This window comes from Mesorhizobium sp. (genome assembly GCF_017306585.1).
GTDB lineage: Bacteria > Pseudomonadota > Alphaproteobacteria > Rhizobiales > Rhizobiaceae > Mesorhizobium.
The window spans coordinates 1-14,400 of sequence record NZ_JAFKIC010000153.1; the positions used below are offsets into that span (position 1 = coordinate 1).

A 14,400-nucleotide genomic window follows, 5' to 3' on the forward strand; every position below is an offset into this window, starting at 1 on the left:
CATTTAAGACGCCGGACACGATCAAAAATGCGAGCCAGCCCCGAGCCAGCCAGCATGAAACCTGGACTTTGGAGTTGGGGCATGGGGTTGGTGAATTGGGAACGGCGCGGCCGGCCGGCGGCGGGCGTGGCGGTTTTGTTGGCAGGCGTGGCGGGGATCGCCCTGTCGGCGCAATCAGCCAGCGCCCAGCAGTCAACGCAGCCTGCGGGTCAACAGACCGATCAATCAAAAAAGGCCGAGCAGGAGAAGGCGGCGCCGGCTGGCGCGACTTTGCTCGACAAGATCCTCGTGCTGAGCCGCATCGGCGAGACGGCGATCCAGTCCCTGGCTTCGGCCAGCCATCTCGACCAGGAGCAGCTCGACCGCCGCATGGCGACGACGCCCAATGAGATGCTGTTCGGCGTGCCCGGCGTCGCGGCACAGGCCGACGCAAGGCGCGTCAGCACCAGCGTCAACATCCGTGGCCTGCAGGATTTCGGCCGCGTAGCCGTCATCGTCGACGGCGCGCGCCAGGATTTCCAGCGCTCCGACCATGGCACGCAGTCGACCTTCTACATCGACCCCGAACTCATCAAATCCGTCGACGTGATTCGCGGCCCTGTCGCCAACACTTATGGCTCCGGCGCCATCGGCGGTGTCGTCTTCTTCGACACCAAGGACGCAGCCGACTTCCTCAAGACGGAAGAGACATGGGGCGCCTCGGTAACCGGTCGCTACGAAAGCAACGGCAAGGGCTGGACCACCAGCGCCACCGGCGCCTACCGCCTCAATGAGAACTGGGATGTGCTCGGCAACATCGTCTATCGCGACTATGGCGACTACAAGGATGGCGGCGGCGATACCGTCAAGGGCACCGGCTTCGACGTGCTGAGCGGCATGCTCAAGACCAGCATCCGCCCGACCGAGAACAGCGAACTGAAACTCGGCTGGGTCGGCTCAAGCGACGGCTGGAACGAGATAAGCCGAGGCGTGCCGGCGAATGATGTCGACCTGAAGTCGAACGCCTTCACCGCTCGCTACAACATTACGGATGAGAACAAGAGCTGGCTCGATCTGCACATCAATGCCTCCTACAACAAGACTAATCTCGATTTGACAACGCTTGTACCGCAGCCCCGGTATAACCCTTCGACAGGTCAAGCGATAATCCTGCCAGCGGGCTCGCAATCCAACTTCGATATCGGCACCACCGGGATCGACATCTGGAACACATCGAGATTCGAAACCGGCGCGGTGGCGCACGAATTGACCTATGGCGGCGATTGGGTCGGAGACGACGTCAAGACGGACGGCTCGACTGGCGGCGATAGCTTCTACACGCCCTCAGGCAAACGCAATGTCTCGGGTGCCTATATCCAGGACAAGCTGACCTGGGACTGGCTCGAAGTCATAAGCGGCTTGCGCTATGACAGCTACAGCCTCAAGGACAGCACGCATGAAACCTCAGGCGACCGTTTGTCGCCGCGCATAACCGTCGGTGTCTCGCCATTCCAAAGCGCTGGCCTTGATGGACTGCAATTCTATGGCACCTATGCCGAGGGCTATCGCTCTCCGTCGCTGACCGAGACGCTGATCAGCGGACTGCATCCAGCCGGCGTCACCTTCCCGTTCCTGCCCAATCCAAACTTGAGGCCTGAGACCGGCAAGACGACAGAATTCGGCGTCAACTACAAACAGAACGACATCCTGGAGCCAGGCGATGCTTTCCGGTTGAAGGCTGCCTACTTCCACAATGACGTCGATGACTACATTGGCTTGAATGACGAAGTCGCGATCGGCACCAATGGCTGCCGCTTCATTCCCGGCCTGCCGATAATCGGTACGCCAGGCGGATACTACATCCCTGCCTGCGCCCAGTATCAGAATTTTGCCAATGCGAAGATACAAGGCTTTGAGCTGGAGGGCGTCTATGAGGCTGGCTGGGGCTATGCCGGCCTGTCGGCATCGATCATCAACGGCCACACAACATCCTACGAGGGTGTTCGCGCCGATCTCAGCACCATCCCCTCCTCGCAGGTCACGGCACAACTCGGCTTGCGCTTCCTCGAGGACAAGCTGACGGTCGGCGGCGAGGTGCAGTACAATGGCAAGCCGAAAGGCAATCCGATTGCCGACGACTATACGCTGGTCAATGCCTTCGTCAGCTATCAGGCGACCGAGAACTTCAAGATTGATTTCCGCGCCGACAATCTGTTCGATGTCAAATACGCCAATCCGCTCAACGTTGTTCCGGCGACCAATCCGTCCGCGCAACCGACCTTCGCGGCCTATGAGCCCGGCATAACGTTGAAGCTGGCGGCAACCATGCGCTTTGGAGGCTGATACCCATGACGAGCTTGACGACATCCCTTCGTCTGCTGACCTCGACGCTGGCGATATCGCTTGCGACGGTTCCGGCGTGGGCTGAACAGTCCGCGCCGGTCCTGACCCTCGAACTCAACGCCGCGCAGCCCTCCGACAAGGGCTGCCGGCTGACCTTCCTGGTCAACAACAATCTCGGCGCCGACCTTTCCAAGGCGGCATTCGAGATCGCCCTGTTCAACGAGGCCGGCGTCGTCGACCGGCTGACCGTGCTCGACTTCAAGGACCTGCCGGCGGGCAAGACCAAGGTGACGCGCTTTGATCTCGCCGGCACCGACTGCGCCAAGGTCAGCCGCGTGCTGATCAACAGCGCGACCGAGTGCACGGGCACAGGCGTGGAGCCGGCGGCCTGCATGCGCAAGCTCAAGACAGACACCAAGACCGGCATCGCTTTCGGCGTCTGAGCCGTTGGGGATGCGTGCCGCATTCGCTGGAAATGCCGTGGCCTGTCTGCCGGCCGGCACCGGCATTTCGCCGTTTGGGGCAATCGATCTTGATTTGACTTTTGCCCGCCGGTCGCGGCAGTTTCCGGCCCGCGACATGCAGGAAATCAGTCCCCTCACCGACGCCGGCGACGAACTGGCGATAGCGCCGGCAGAGCCGCTTGCACCCGCGACGGTCGCGCGCAACGGGAAATGGCCCGCCGCCTTCGTTGCCTCATGCCTGCTCCATGGCGCGGCCGCCGCGTTCTTCCTGATCTCGCCCTCCAGCTCGTCAAATCTCCATGATGCGGCGCAATCCCAAGGCAGCGATCAGTCCGGTGACAAGGTCGCCGGCAATGCCCTGGACCGGAATCCGGATGCGGTGAGCGTGACGCTGGTGCCGAACCCCACACCCGTCAAACCGCAGCAGCAAAAGACTGTCGCGCCGGCGCCGCCGCCCAAACCCGCGCAGCCTGCGCAACAGGAGATCAAACAGGCCCCCACTCCTGCGACCGACACGCCAAAGCCGCCACCCGAACCTTTGCCGGAAACCGCCAGACAATCGCCGGACAGACCAGACATATTGGTTTCGGCAACGCCGCGCATGGACGATCAGAGTGTGGCGGCCAAGCCGGAAGCACCGGAGCAGCCAGACGCCCAGACCCAAACCGTCGAGACGCCGGTTGCCGTTCCCGACCGGCCGCCTGTCCCCACGGCGAGACCGACGCCGCCGGCAAGCCCTGCGGCGGCCGGCGGAGCGGACGAGAGAAGCGGCACCGCCGACGGCAAGGACCGGGCCGCGCTGGCGGCGAGCACAGGCAAGAACAGCAAGGAGACAGGAAGCGCCATCCAGGACAGCTATCGCGGTGAGGTCTTCAGAAAGCTCGGCCGCGTCAACCGCACGCTCCCGCCTTCGCTGCAACTGACCGCCCGCAACAATGCGATTGTCGCATTCGTCGTCGGCAGCAAGGGCACCATCGATGAACTGCGCATTCTGGAAAGCTCGGGGTCGGCGGCATTCGACAAGGCCGCGCTCGGCATTGTGCGCAAGGCTGCCCCCTTCCCGCCTATTCCCGCACAGGCCGATAGGCCAAGTCTCGAATTCGAGGTCGATATCGGTCCGTTCTGAATGGACATGCAACGGACCGCGACGGCAACCATCACCATCCGTATGAAAGGAACTCCATGTACATCGCCATGAACCGCTTCAAGGTGCAGAACGGCTCCGAGGCCGATTTCGAGGCCGTGTGGAAGAACCGCGATTCCAGCCTCGCCGAGATGAAGGGCTTTCGCGAATTCCACCTGCTGCGCGGCCCGGTCAACGAAACCGAGGGCTATACGCTGTTTGCCTCGCACACGGTGTGGGCGAGCCACGACGATTTCGTCGCCTGGACCAAGTCGGAGAATTTCCGCGCCGCGCACAGGAATGTCGGCACCACCAAGGTCCACTATCTCGGCCACCCGCAATTCGAGGGCTTTTCCGTCGTGGAAGGCACCTGATCATGACGACGCCGGCCGAAGATCCCGCGCGCAGCATACCTGTCCTGCCCTCGCCTGATATCGCGTCGACACGCGATTTCTACCGCGACGAACTTGGCTTCGGCATCGTCGGACCGGAGATGGAGGATTATCTCATCGTGCGTCGTGGCGAGATCGAAATCCATTTCTGGAAGAGCGACGACCGCAAACTTCCCGAGGTTTCATCCTGCTACATCAGGGGCGGCGAAGTGCCGGCGCTGCATGCCGAATTTTCGGCGCGCGGTGTGAAGGAGCTCAGCCCCTTTCTCGTGCGACCCTGGAATATGAAGGAGTTCTATATCCGGGATCCGCACGGCAATCTCCTGAGGTTCGGCTGCGCGCCTGAAGAGGTGTGAAGACAGCCTTACAGCTCAGGCCGCCGCGAGCAGGCTGGCATTGCCGCCGGCCGCGGTGGTGTCGACGCAGACGGCCCGCTCATGCGCATAGGCGGCCGGGTTGAGCACTTCGCTGACCAGAGGCACGATCGGGCCAGTCCTGTCCGCGATGACCTTGCGCACGATGCGCGCCGCTTCAGGCGTTCCCGAGAAGGCGACGACATCGACACGCAGCGAGCGCGCCTCGACCGGATCGGGACGGCCATCGATGGCGGCCAGAGGCAGGCCTTTGCCGGTCAGGGCCGAAAGCGCCGCCGGCGCGCCCGGCGCGACGGCCAGCACGGCATTGCCGGCGGCAAGCGCCTGGATCGTCTGCGCAAGCAGCGTATCGCCATCCGGCCCCAGGCACAGCACCCGTCCGCGCGGCGACAGCGACAGCGTATTGGCCTCGCCTGTCGGTCCAGGCAGATCCACCTGGCCGAAATCGATTGCTGCTGCCGCGGCGATGGCCGCGGCTCCCTTGCCGCGCAAATGCTTGCGCAGGATGGCGATGCGGTCCGGACGTGTCGACCAGCCGCCCAATGCGGGATCGGGCAGATTGTCGGCAAGCTCCGTCGCGGTCACCTTGTGGCCTTCGCCGACTTCCGTGCCCGCTTCCGGTCCCTTGCGGAAACGCCTGAGATAATGCGGGCCGCCGGCTTTCGGTCCGGTCCCCGACAGCCCCTCGCCGCCAAACGGCTGCGAGCCGACGACGGCGCCGATCTGGTTGCGGTTGACATAAATGTTGCCGGCATGGATGCCGTCAACGAAATGCTGCACGCGGCCCTCGATGCGCGTGTGCAGGCCGAAGGTAAGCCCATAGCCCTTGCGGTTGATCGCGGCGATGACGGCGTCGATCTCGTCGGCGTCGAACGTCGAGACATGCAGCACCGGCCCGAACACCTCGCGCTCCATCTCCTCGATGCCCTTGACCCGGAAGACATGCGGCGCCACGAAACGGCCGTCCTTCGGGGCCTCGAGCTTGGCGATCAGGCGGCCCTGCAGACCCATCGTGGTGCAATAGTCCCGGATCGATCCTTGAGCCTCGTCGTCGATCACCGGGCCGACATCGGTCGAGATCAGCCAGGGATCGCCGATATTGAGCGCCTCCATGGCGCCCTTCAGCATCTCCAGCATCTTCTTCTCGACATCCTTCTGCACGTAGAGCACGCGCAGCGCCGAGCAGCGCTGGCCAGCACTCTGGAATGCCGAGGCAAGGATGTCGCGCACCGCCTGCTCGGGCAATGCGGTGGAATCGACGATCATGGCGTTGAGACCGCCGGTCTCGGCGATCAACATGGCGTCGGGCGCGGCTGTCTCGGCGAGTTGCTTCTCGATCAGCTTGGCGACCTCTGTCGATCCGGTGAAGCAGACGCCGGCGATGCGCGGGTCGGCGGTGAGCGGCGCGCCGACCGTCGGTCCGTCGCCCGGCAGAAGCTGGATGACGTCCTCAGGTACCCCGGCCTCGCGCAGCAGTTCGACGGCGCGGAAAGCGATGAGCGGCGTCTGCTCGGCCGGCTTGGCGATAACGGAATTGCCGGTCACCAATGCCGCCGCGATCTGCCCGGTAAAGATGGCGAGCGGGAAATTCCACGGCGAAATGCACACGATGGCGCCGCGCGCCTCGGTGCCCGCCTCGGCATTAGCCGCTTCCGCCGCGTAGTAACGCAGGAAGTCGACGGCCTCGCGCACCTCCGCCACACCGTCAGCCAGCGACTTGCCGGCCTCGCGCGTGGCCAGCGCGAAGAACTCGACGGCATTGGCCTCGTAGAGATCGGCGGCGCGGTTGAGAATGGCCGAGCGCTCGGCCACAGGCCGTTTCGCCCAGGCTGGCTGGGCCTCCACGGCGATCCGTACCGCCGTCGAGACCTGCTTGGCCGCGGCCTCGTGCACCGTGCCCACCACCTCGGAAGGCTTTGCCGGATTGACCACCGGGCGTTGCTTGCCATAGCCGGCCGCACGCGTGATCGGCTTGGCATGCCAGCGGTCCGGCCCGGCAAAGGCGGCCTTGGCCTTGTCGATCGCCGCCAGTGTCACCGGATCGGTGATGTCGAATCCTTTCGAATTGCGGCGACCGGTTCCAAAAATCTGGGAAGGCCGGGCAATCGCCGGATTGGCGGCGGGCCCCTGGCTCTCGACCGTCTCCAGCGGATCGCGCGCGATATCTTCCGGTTCGACCTCCTCGTCGGTCAGTTGGTGCACGAAGGAGGAGTTGGCGCCGTTCTCAAGCAAGCGGCGCACGAGATAGGCAAGCAGGTCGGAATGGGCGCCGACTGGCGCGTAGATGCGGCAGCGCGTGCCCTCGGACTGGCGCACCGTCTCGTGCAGCGCCTCGCCCATGCCGTGCAGGCGCTGGAACTCGAATGAATCGCGATTGCCGGCCATCGACAGGATGGCGGCGACGGTGTGGGCGTTGTGAGTGGCGAACTGCGGATAGATGCGGTCGGTCATGCCGAGCAGCTTCTTAGCGCAGGCCATGTAGGAAACGTCGGTGTTGGCCTTGCGGGTGAAGACGGGATAGGAGGCCAGGCCGAGCGTCTGCGCCCGCTTGATCTCGGTGTCCCAATAGGCACCCTTGACCAGCCGCACCATGATGGTGCGGTCGTATTTCTTCGCTAGCGCGTAGAGCCAGTCGATGACGAAGGCCGCCCGGGGCCCATAGGCCTGGACGACGACGCCGAAGCCGTTCCAGCCGGCGAGCTCGGGCTCGGCCAGCACCCGTTCGATGACATCGAGCGACAGGTCGAGGCGGTCGGCCTCCTCGGCGTCGATGTTAAGGCCCATGCGCGAATGGCGGGCGGCGAGTGCCAGCGACAAGAGCCGCTCGGCCATCACAGGCAGCATCTCCTCCTTCTGCGCCACCTCGTAGCGCGGGTGCAGAGCCGACAGCTTGACCGAAATGCCGTGGTTGTGGCGGATGTCAGGCCCGTTGGAGCCGGAATCCAGCGAGGATATCGCGTCGGCATAGGCCTTGTGGTAGCGCAGCGCATCCGCCTCGGTGCGGGCCGCTTCGCCCAGCATGTCGAAGGAATAGAGATAGCCCTTCTGTGTCATCGGCCGGCCGCGCTTGACGGCCTCGGCTATGGTACGGCCAAGCACGAACTGTTCGCCCATTTCGCGCATGGCGGCGGCCACCGCCTTACGGATGACCGGTTCGCCCAGCCGCCGCACCATGGAGCGCAGCGTGCCTTCGATACCGCCCTCGCCTTCGTCGAGCACCCTGCCGGTCAGCATCAGTGCCCAGGTCGAGGCATTGACGAAGATGGAACTCGAACCACCCGAATGCGCCGACCAGTCATGCGGCGCGATCTTGTCGGCGATCAGGTCGTCCATGGTCTCGGTGTCGGGCACGCGCAGCAGCGCCTCGGCGAGGCACATCAGCGCCACGCCTTCCTTGGTCGAGAGACCATAGGCCGAGAGGAAAACCTCCATCAATCGGGGATCAGACGAGCCGCGCACCGCTCGCACCAGATCGGCGGCTCGCGTCGAAATCGCGTTACGGTCATTCGCGGAAAGTCCCGTCGCATCGGCCAGCCGCTTCACGGCCGCCTCCTCGTCGGGCAGGTAGTTGGCGCGAATCTGCTGGCGGATGGTATCGAGCGGCATGACGGTCCTATGGAGCAAGCACCAGGGAGCGGACCGGCGGTCACCGGACCGAATGGCGCAAGCTAGCACAGGTCTGAATTTCAGTCGGTCCGAAGAAATCGACATATCAGCCCATTCGATCTAACATGGCAGGCCATTATCGATGATTGGACTGCGATTTTCATGACGGAAGACCAATTGGACCGCATCGACAGGAACATCCTGTCGGCGCTGGCAGGCAATGGCCGGCTTTCCATGTCGGAACTGGCGGCAAAGGTCGGCCTCTCCAAGACGCCGGTGCAGGCGCGGGTGAAGCGGCTGGAGAAGGATGGCTATATCAGGGGCTATCAGGCGATCATCGACCGGGAGCGCATGGGTGAAGGCCATGTCGCCTTCGTCCAGGTGAAACTGTCCGACACCCGCTCCGCCGCGCTCGACGCCTTTAACCGCGCCGTCCAGAGCGTGCCTGAGATCGAGCAATGCCATATGATGGCGTCCAGCTTCGACTATCTGCTGAAGGTCCGCACCAGGGATATCGCCGCCTATCGCCGCGTACTGGGCGAGCGCATCTCTGCCCTTCCCAATGTCGCCCAGACATCCACTTTCGTGGCGATGGAGACGGTGAAGGACAGGTAGCCCTTCTATTCCGACAACGTCTTCAAAAACGCCACCAGCGCCGCGCGTTCACGGTCCGACAGCTGCAGCGGGTGGATTTCCGAGGTGCCCTCCACACTCGGCGCCGCTTTCGCATAATGCGCGACCACTTCGTCGAGCGAGGAAAACTGCCCGGCATGCATATAGGGCGGGCGCGCGGCAGCACCACGCAGCGACGGCGTCTTATAGGCGCGCACCAGTTCCGGCGCATCCTTGACCATGAAGCGCAACTCGCCGCAGGCGCTTGTATCGCCGTCGCGATAGGCGCCGAAGCAGTTGAACGGATCGGCCTCAACCTGCGCCACGGCATCGATGCGCCCGCGATCCGGCGGCAGGTCCTCGACCGGGGGCACGCCGGTATTGTGGAAACCATTGTCGGTGAAGCGCGGGCCGTTGTGACACGTCACGCAATTGGCCTTGCCGATGAACAGCTTCAGGCCGAGGATTTCCTCCCTGGAAAAGGCCGCGTCGTCCTTCGGCTCGGCGCCGGTGGCGAGATCGAGCGCAAAGCGGTCGAAACGCGTCTGTGCCGGCTCGATCGACCGTTCGAAGGCAGCGATCGCCTTGCCGATATTGGCAAACACGCGGTTGATGCCGTCGCGCTGTGCCTCGCTCATTGCGTTCCACGCGGCCTTCTCTGCATCGGTCCCGAGCGGGCTGGCATTTGGCGGAATGCCGGAAAAATCAGGCAGCGGCCCGAAGATGCGTTCATAGCGTTCGCCGAAGCGCGCCTTGATGTAATGTGCATAGGCGGTGCGGTTTCCCGCCTGCTCCAGCGGATTTTCGAGCGGCGTCAGCGCCTGCGCCCACAGGCTGTCGCGGCGGCCGTCCCAGAAGAACCAGGGGTCGCGCGCCACCCCGGCCAGCGGCATGGTGCGCCGGTTGGTGCGGCCGACGCCCACCGCCTGCGGCAGGTCGTCCTGGAACTGCCTGTCGATCTTGTGGCAGGTGGAACAGGACACCGTGCCGTCACGGCTCATTCCGAGATCGAAAAACAGCGTCGAACCGAGAGCCGCGGCGGCTGGCACATCGGCAAAGCGGTTGGTGGTGTCGGGCTTCAGCGGCGGCAGCGTGTTCAGCGCCAGCGAGGCGATGGTCTTCTTCTCGGCGTCGGAAAAATCAGGCTTGCCGCAGCCGGCAAGAATGGCCACCACCGTCAGCGCCATTAAGCAGACAAGGCGCCTCATCGATCGCTCACAGCACCACGTTGAACAGCACCGTATCGGATCCGGCGGTGGCCGAGATGGCGAAATGGAACTGCCACCAGCCGCTCATGGTGAATTTCACCCCTTCGATCCTGTAGCGCCCGTCGCCGAGATAATCGGTCGCCTGCGGGCTGGTCGGCAGGCCGTGATTGTGCTGCGGCATGCCTCCGGAGATGGCGATCGCGGCGCCCTCCACGGGCGCGCCGGCCTTCGTCTTCAGCGTCAGCAGCCAGGATTCCAGTTCGCCCTGCTGTATGACACCGCGTTCCGGCTCGAAACTCGCGACGAACAGCCCGTTTTCCGTGCTCTTGGTGCGCGAGACATCCGGGCCGACGGGCTGCGCCGATTGCGGCGCCGTCAGGTAGACGACCGCGAGCACACCGACCAGCAGAGCGGCCAGGCCAAGACCTGCCAAGAGATAACGCCATAACGATGCCAAACCGGTTCCTCTTCTGCAGACAACGTCTGGCTGGATGGATTGCATCCCGTCAGGCTGTGGGAAAACGCTGTGGCGCAAAAAAGCCTGCTTGCCAAGCATGGCGCTGCGCCAACCAAAAAGCTACAGGACCGAAATCCACTGGAGGATTACAGGATGGCGGGAAACGGCATCGCTTCGATCGGCGAGTGCATGCTCGAACTGTCGGGCCAGCACGGCGCGAACTGGCGAATGGGCTTTGCCGGCGACACGTTCAACACGCTGTGGGCCCTGCATGCGTTGAGCGATGGGCGGCCCGCAACCTACGTGTCCGCCTTTGGCGACGACCCCTTCTCACAGGACCAGATCGGCTTCCTCGCGGAAAACGGCATCGGCATCGGCTCCAGCCCGGTCATACCGGGCGCCCGCCCCGGCCTCTATGCCATTACCCTGACCGGCGCCGAGCGTTCCTTCACCTACTGGCGCGGCGACGCCGCCGCACGGCAGCTTGCATCCGATCCGGGCGCACTTTCGAAAAACTTGAAAAATCAGTCGCTTATTTACTTTTCCGGAATCACTTTGGCAATTCTGGACACCGCCGCGCGCAAGACGCTTCTGGCGGCTGTGGCGAGCGCTCGCGCCGCCGGTTCGAAGATCGCTTTCGACCCCAATTACCGGCCACGGCTCTGGCGCAGTCGCGAAGAGGCCCAGGCCGTCATCGTCGATGCGCTCGCGGCCACCGACATCGCCTTGCCGACCTTCCCCGACGAACAGATGTTGTTTGGCGATGAAACGCCGCAGGCCACCGCCACGCGCCTCGCGCGTCTTGTCGGGGAAGTCGTCGTCAAGAATGGTGAGGCACCGGCGCTGGTCGCCCAGGCCGGAACGCTGCGGGAGGTCCCGGCAATCCATGTCGCCGCACCGCTCGACACCACAGGCGCCGGCGATTCCTTCAATGGCGGCTATCTCGCCGCCCGCCTTGCCGGTCTTGGCCCGGCTGACGCCGCACAGCGCGGGCACAAGGTCGCGGCCGGTGTCGTGCAGGTGCGCGGCGCGCTGGCGCCGTTCGAAACGCTGCGAACCGCCTTCGCCGGATAACAACCAGGGCCAGATAACAATCAGGCCGGATTGCAATCAAGGAAGGCGGAAACGGTATTCCGTCACGTGGTGGTAGATAGCGCCGGGCCACAGCGTCGCCTGCGGGAAATACGGCCGGTTCGGCGCATCAGGCCAAACCTGCGGTTCCAGGCAGAAGCCGCAGAAGGCCTTGTAGTTGCGTCCCTCCAGCCCGGTGCGCGGCGTTACATACTGGCCGGTGTAGAGCTGGACGCCAGGCTCGGTGGTCCAGACCTCCATCTCAACGCCCGAATTCGCCCCTTGCGCCCATGAAGCCTGCCGGAGCGGCCCTCGCGCCGAAGCGAGGCAGAAATTCTGATCGTAGGGCAACTGCTCGCCCTCGGTCTCCATGCGCAGCGGCCGCGCCTGGCGGAAATCGAAGGGCGTGCCGTCCACCGGCTTGACCACGCCGGTCGGGATCATGTCGCTGTCGACGGGCAGATAGGCGCCGGCATTCAGCATCATCCTGTGGTCGAGAATGTCGCCGGCGCCGCCATCATCGAGGTTGAAATAGGTATGCTGGGTCAGGTTGCACAGCGTCGGCTCCTCGCAGGTCGCTGTCAGTTCGACGCTGAGCGTACCCGGGATTTTCAGCCGGTAGGTGCAGGTGACGTCGAGGGCGCCGGGAAAGCCCATGGCGCCGTCGGGGTCATGCAACGACAGCGTGACGAAATCCTTGCCATGCAGCGAAACCGCCCATGGCCGATGGGAGTAGCCCTGCGAGCCGCCATGCAGCGTGTGCTTGTCCAGGAAATTGGGCTCGGTCTGATAGCGGTTGCCGGCGATGGTGAAACGGCCGTCGCGGATGCGGTTGGCATAGCGACCGACAACCGCGCCGAAGAAAGCATTGTCGGCCTCGTAGGCCGCCAGATTGTCATAGCCGAGCACCAGCGGTGCGTCATGGCCGGTCAGGCGCAAATCCTGAATGATCGCGCCAAGCCCGATGATGTTGGCGGTCAGACCGCCGCCCCTGATCGCGAAGCGGCGGATCGGATCGCCCGCCTGCGTCGTGCCGAAAACCTCGCCGTCCTTCATCGCCACGCCCGCAAATGCCGGTTGATATAAGGACTTCGGCAGGTTTCCGCAGCCCAGGGCGGGCAGGTTACAGACCTGCCCGCCTCAGGGAAAGACTATCAGAGGCCGAGGCCGCCGATGCACACATATTTGGTATCGAGGTAATCCTCGATACCCTGGTGCCCGCCTTCCTTGCCGAGGCCGGATTCCTTGACGCCGCCGAACGGCGCTTCCGGCGTGGTGATGAGGCCTTCATTGACGCCGACCATGCCGTATTTCAGCCCTTCCATGATGCGGAAGGCGCGGCCGAGATCGCCGGTGTAGAAATAGCAGGCAAGGCCGAACTCGGTGTCGTTGGCGAGCGCGACGGCCTCTTCCTCGGTCTCGAACTTGAACACCGGAGCGACCGGGCCGAAGATCTCTTCCTTCATGAAGCGCATCTTGGGGGTGGCGTCGGCGATGACGGTCGGCTGGAAGAACGAGCCGCCCAGCGCATGGCGATGACCGCCGGCGACGATCTTGCCGCCCTTGGCGGTGGCGTCGGCGATCAGTTCCTCGACCTTCTCGACCGCCTTCTCGTCGATCAGCGGTCCCTGCTGCACGCCTTCCTCGAGGCCGGAGCCGACCTTCAGCGCGTTGCTGGCGGCGGCGAGCTTTTCGACGAACTTGTCGTAGACGCCGGCCTGAACGAGGAAACGGTTGGTGCAGACACAGGTCTGGCCGGAATTGCGGTACTTGGCGGTGATCGCGCCGGTCACGGCGCGGTCGATGTCGGCGTCATCGAAGACGATGAACGGCGCGTTGCCGCCAAGCTCCATCGACACCTTCTTGACGGTCACCGACGACTTCTGGATGAGCAGCTTGCCGATCTCGGTCGAACCGGTGAAGGTGATCTTCGACACCAGCGGGTTGGCGCAGATCTCGTCGCCGATCTCGGCCGCCGAACCCGTCAGGATGTTGACGACGCCCTTGGGGAAGCCGACTTCCTCGGCGAGCGCGCCCCAGGCAAGACCCGAATACGGCGTCTGCGAGGCCGGTTTGACCACCGCGGTGCAGCCGGCGGCGAGCGCCGGGCCGAGCTTGCGGGCCAGCATCGAGGACGGGAAATTCCACGGCGTGATGGCGGCGATGACGCCGACCGGCTCCTTGGTGACCAGAATGCGGCGGTCCGCCCACGGCGACGGCACGACGTCGCCATAGGTGCGGCGGCCTTCCTCGGCGAACCAGAGAATATAGGCGGCGGCCGAGCCGATCTCGCCCTTGGATTCGAACAGCGACTTGCCCTGCTCGATGGTCAGCAGTTCGGCCAGCACGTCCTGATTGTCCATCATAGCGTCATGCAGCTTGCGCAGCAGCTTGGAACGCTCGAGCGCGGTCGTCTTGCGCCAGGACTTGAAAGCTTCGTTCGCGGCCTCGATGGCGCGGCGGGTTTCGGCCTTGCCGGCCTTCGGCACCGTGCCGATCTTGAGGCCGGTCGCCGGATTGGTGACGTCGACCGTCTGGCCGCTGTCGGCCTGCACCCATTCGCCGTTGATGAGATTGGCCTGCCGCATGAAATGGCTGGTTTTCTGAAGCATGGTCTATCCTCCATTCGGCGCGCTGACGGGCCGGTCTGTGAAGTGTTCGGTGAGCGTGCGCGAGCGCTTGGAAGGCCGGCACGGCGGAGCCACTGCTCTTTACCTAGGGCAAGCCCAGCAAGCAATTGCAAGATGGCATATAGGCTTTAGTCCAGCCAA

Annotated in this window: 12 protein-coding genes; 7 read left to right on the forward strand and 5 right to left on the reverse strand. The window is 64.1% G+C overall.

The genetic code is table 11. The features are described 5' to 3' along the window. Positions 1–81 precede the first annotated feature (81 nt). The 5 genes from J0I79_RS17290 to J0I79_RS17310 are packed head-to-tail and all read left to right on the forward strand — an operon-like array spanning position 82 to position 4,657. Positions 82–2,322 (forward strand): TonB-dependent hemoglobin/transferrin/lactoferrin family receptor, encoded by a 2,241-nt coding sequence (locus tag J0I79_RS17290; protein WP_292861143.1) that lies wholly within the window; start codon positions 82–84, stop codon positions 2,320–2,322. Positions 2,323–2,327: 5 nt separating this feature from the next. Then, on the forward strand, positions 2,328–2,765 hold the full coding sequence (locus J0I79_RS17295; RefSeq protein ID WP_292861146.1) for a hypothetical protein: 438 nt from the start codon (positions 2,328–2,330) through the stop codon (positions 2,763–2,765). Positions 2,766–2,802: 37 nt separating this feature from the next. Further along, positions 2,803–3,912, forward strand: a complete 1,110-nt coding sequence (locus tag J0I79_RS17300; RefSeq protein ID WP_292861149.1) for a TonB family protein — start codon at positions 2,803–2,805, stop codon at positions 3,910–3,912. 56 nt (positions 3,913–3,968) lie between these two features. Continuing rightward, positions 3,969–4,283 (forward strand): antibiotic biosynthesis monooxygenase, encoded by a 315-nt coding sequence (locus J0I79_RS17305; protein WP_292861151.1) that lies wholly within the window; start codon positions 3,969–3,971, stop codon positions 4,281–4,283. Between the two features lie 2 nt (positions 4,284–4,285). Beyond that, complete coding sequence (locus J0I79_RS17310) at positions 4,286–4,657, forward strand: VOC family protein (protein ID WP_292861153.1); 372 nt, start codon at positions 4,286–4,288, stop codon at positions 4,655–4,657. A 15-nt stretch (positions 4,658–4,672) separates the two neighbouring features. Here the strand turns inward: J0I79_RS17310 and putA are convergent, their stop codons facing one another. Beyond that, positions 4,673–8,281 (reverse strand): bifunctional proline dehydrogenase/L-glutamate gamma-semialdehyde dehydrogenase PutA, encoded by a 3,609-nt coding sequence (gene putA, locus J0I79_RS17315; RefSeq protein ID WP_292861155.1) that lies wholly within the window; start codon positions 8,279–8,281, stop codon positions 4,673–4,675. Between the two features lie 162 nt (positions 8,282–8,443). Here putA and J0I79_RS17320 point away from each other — a divergent pair, with 162 nt between their 5' ends. Then, a complete protein-coding gene (locus J0I79_RS17320) occupies positions 8,444–8,896 on the forward strand; it encodes an Lrp/AsnC ligand binding domain-containing protein (RefSeq protein ID WP_292861158.1) in 453 nt (150 codons plus the stop codon). A gap of 5 nt (positions 8,897–8,901) precedes the next feature. On the opposite strand, the gene J0I79_RS17325 is transcribed toward J0I79_RS17320, so the two are convergent. Continuing rightward, positions 8,902–10,101, reverse strand: a complete 1,200-nt coding sequence (locus J0I79_RS17325) for a cytochrome-c peroxidase (protein ID WP_292861161.1) — start codon at positions 10,099–10,101, stop codon at positions 8,902–8,904. Between the two features lie 7 nt (positions 10,102–10,108). Next, entirely contained in the window at positions 10,109–10,558 is a 450-nt protein-coding gene (locus J0I79_RS17330; protein ID WP_292861164.1) for a FixH family protein, read from the reverse strand. Positions 10,559–10,711: 153 nt separating this feature from the next. Between J0I79_RS17330 and J0I79_RS17335 the strand changes: the two genes are divergently transcribed. Continuing rightward, a complete protein-coding gene (locus J0I79_RS17335; protein ID WP_292861167.1) occupies positions 10,712–11,632 on the forward strand; it encodes a sugar kinase in 921 nt (306 codons plus the stop codon). Between the two features lie 36 nt (positions 11,633–11,668). Here J0I79_RS17335 and J0I79_RS17340 read toward each other — a convergent pair whose 3' ends face one another. Together J0I79_RS17340 and J0I79_RS17345 are read right to left on the reverse strand one after the other, a co-directional pair. After that, complete coding sequence (locus J0I79_RS17340; RefSeq protein ID WP_292861170.1) at positions 11,669–12,691, reverse strand: aldose epimerase family protein; 1,023 nt, start codon at positions 12,689–12,691, stop codon at positions 11,669–11,671. 92 nt (positions 12,692–12,783) lie between these two features. Continuing rightward, positions 12,784–14,241, reverse strand: a complete 1,458-nt coding sequence (locus J0I79_RS17345) for an NAD-dependent succinate-semialdehyde dehydrogenase (protein WP_292861173.1) — start codon at positions 14,239–14,241, stop codon at positions 12,784–12,786. Between the last annotated feature and the right edge of the window lie 159 nt (positions 14,242–14,400).

Bases quoted from the DNA above. Each gene is read 5' to 3' on its own strand.
- J0I79_RS17305 (WP_292861151.1), top strand. From the start codon at position 3,969: ATGTACATCGCCATGAACCGCTTCAAGGTGCAGAACGGCTCCGAGGCC.
- J0I79_RS17310 (WP_292861153.1), top strand. From the start codon at position 4,286: ATGACGACGCCGGCCGAAGATCCCGCGCGCAGCATACCTGTCCTGCCC.
- J0I79_RS17325 (WP_292861161.1), bottom strand. From the start codon at position 10,101: ATGAGGCGCCTTGTCTGCTTAATGGCGCTGACGGTGGTGGCCATTCTT.
- putA (WP_292861155.1), bottom strand. From the start codon at position 8,281: ATGCCGCTCGATACCATCCGCCAGCAGATTCGCGCCAACTACCTGCCC.
- J0I79_RS17345 (WP_292861173.1), bottom strand. From the start codon at position 14,241: ATGCTTCAGAAAACCAGCCATTTCATGCGGCAGGCCAATCTCATCAAC.
- J0I79_RS17320 (WP_292861158.1), top strand. From the start codon at position 8,444: ATGACGGAAGACCAATTGGACCGCATCGACAGGAACATCCTGTCGGCG.
- J0I79_RS17295 (WP_292861146.1), top strand. From the start codon at position 2,328: ATGACGAGCTTGACGACATCCCTTCGTCTGCTGACCTCGACGCTGGCG.
- J0I79_RS17290 (WP_292861143.1), top strand. From the start codon at position 82: ATGGGGTTGGTGAATTGGGAACGGCGCGGCCGGCCGGCGGCGGGCGTG.
- J0I79_RS17335 (WP_292861167.1), top strand. From the start codon at position 10,712: ATGGCGGGAAACGGCATCGCTTCGATCGGCGAGTGCATGCTCGAACTG.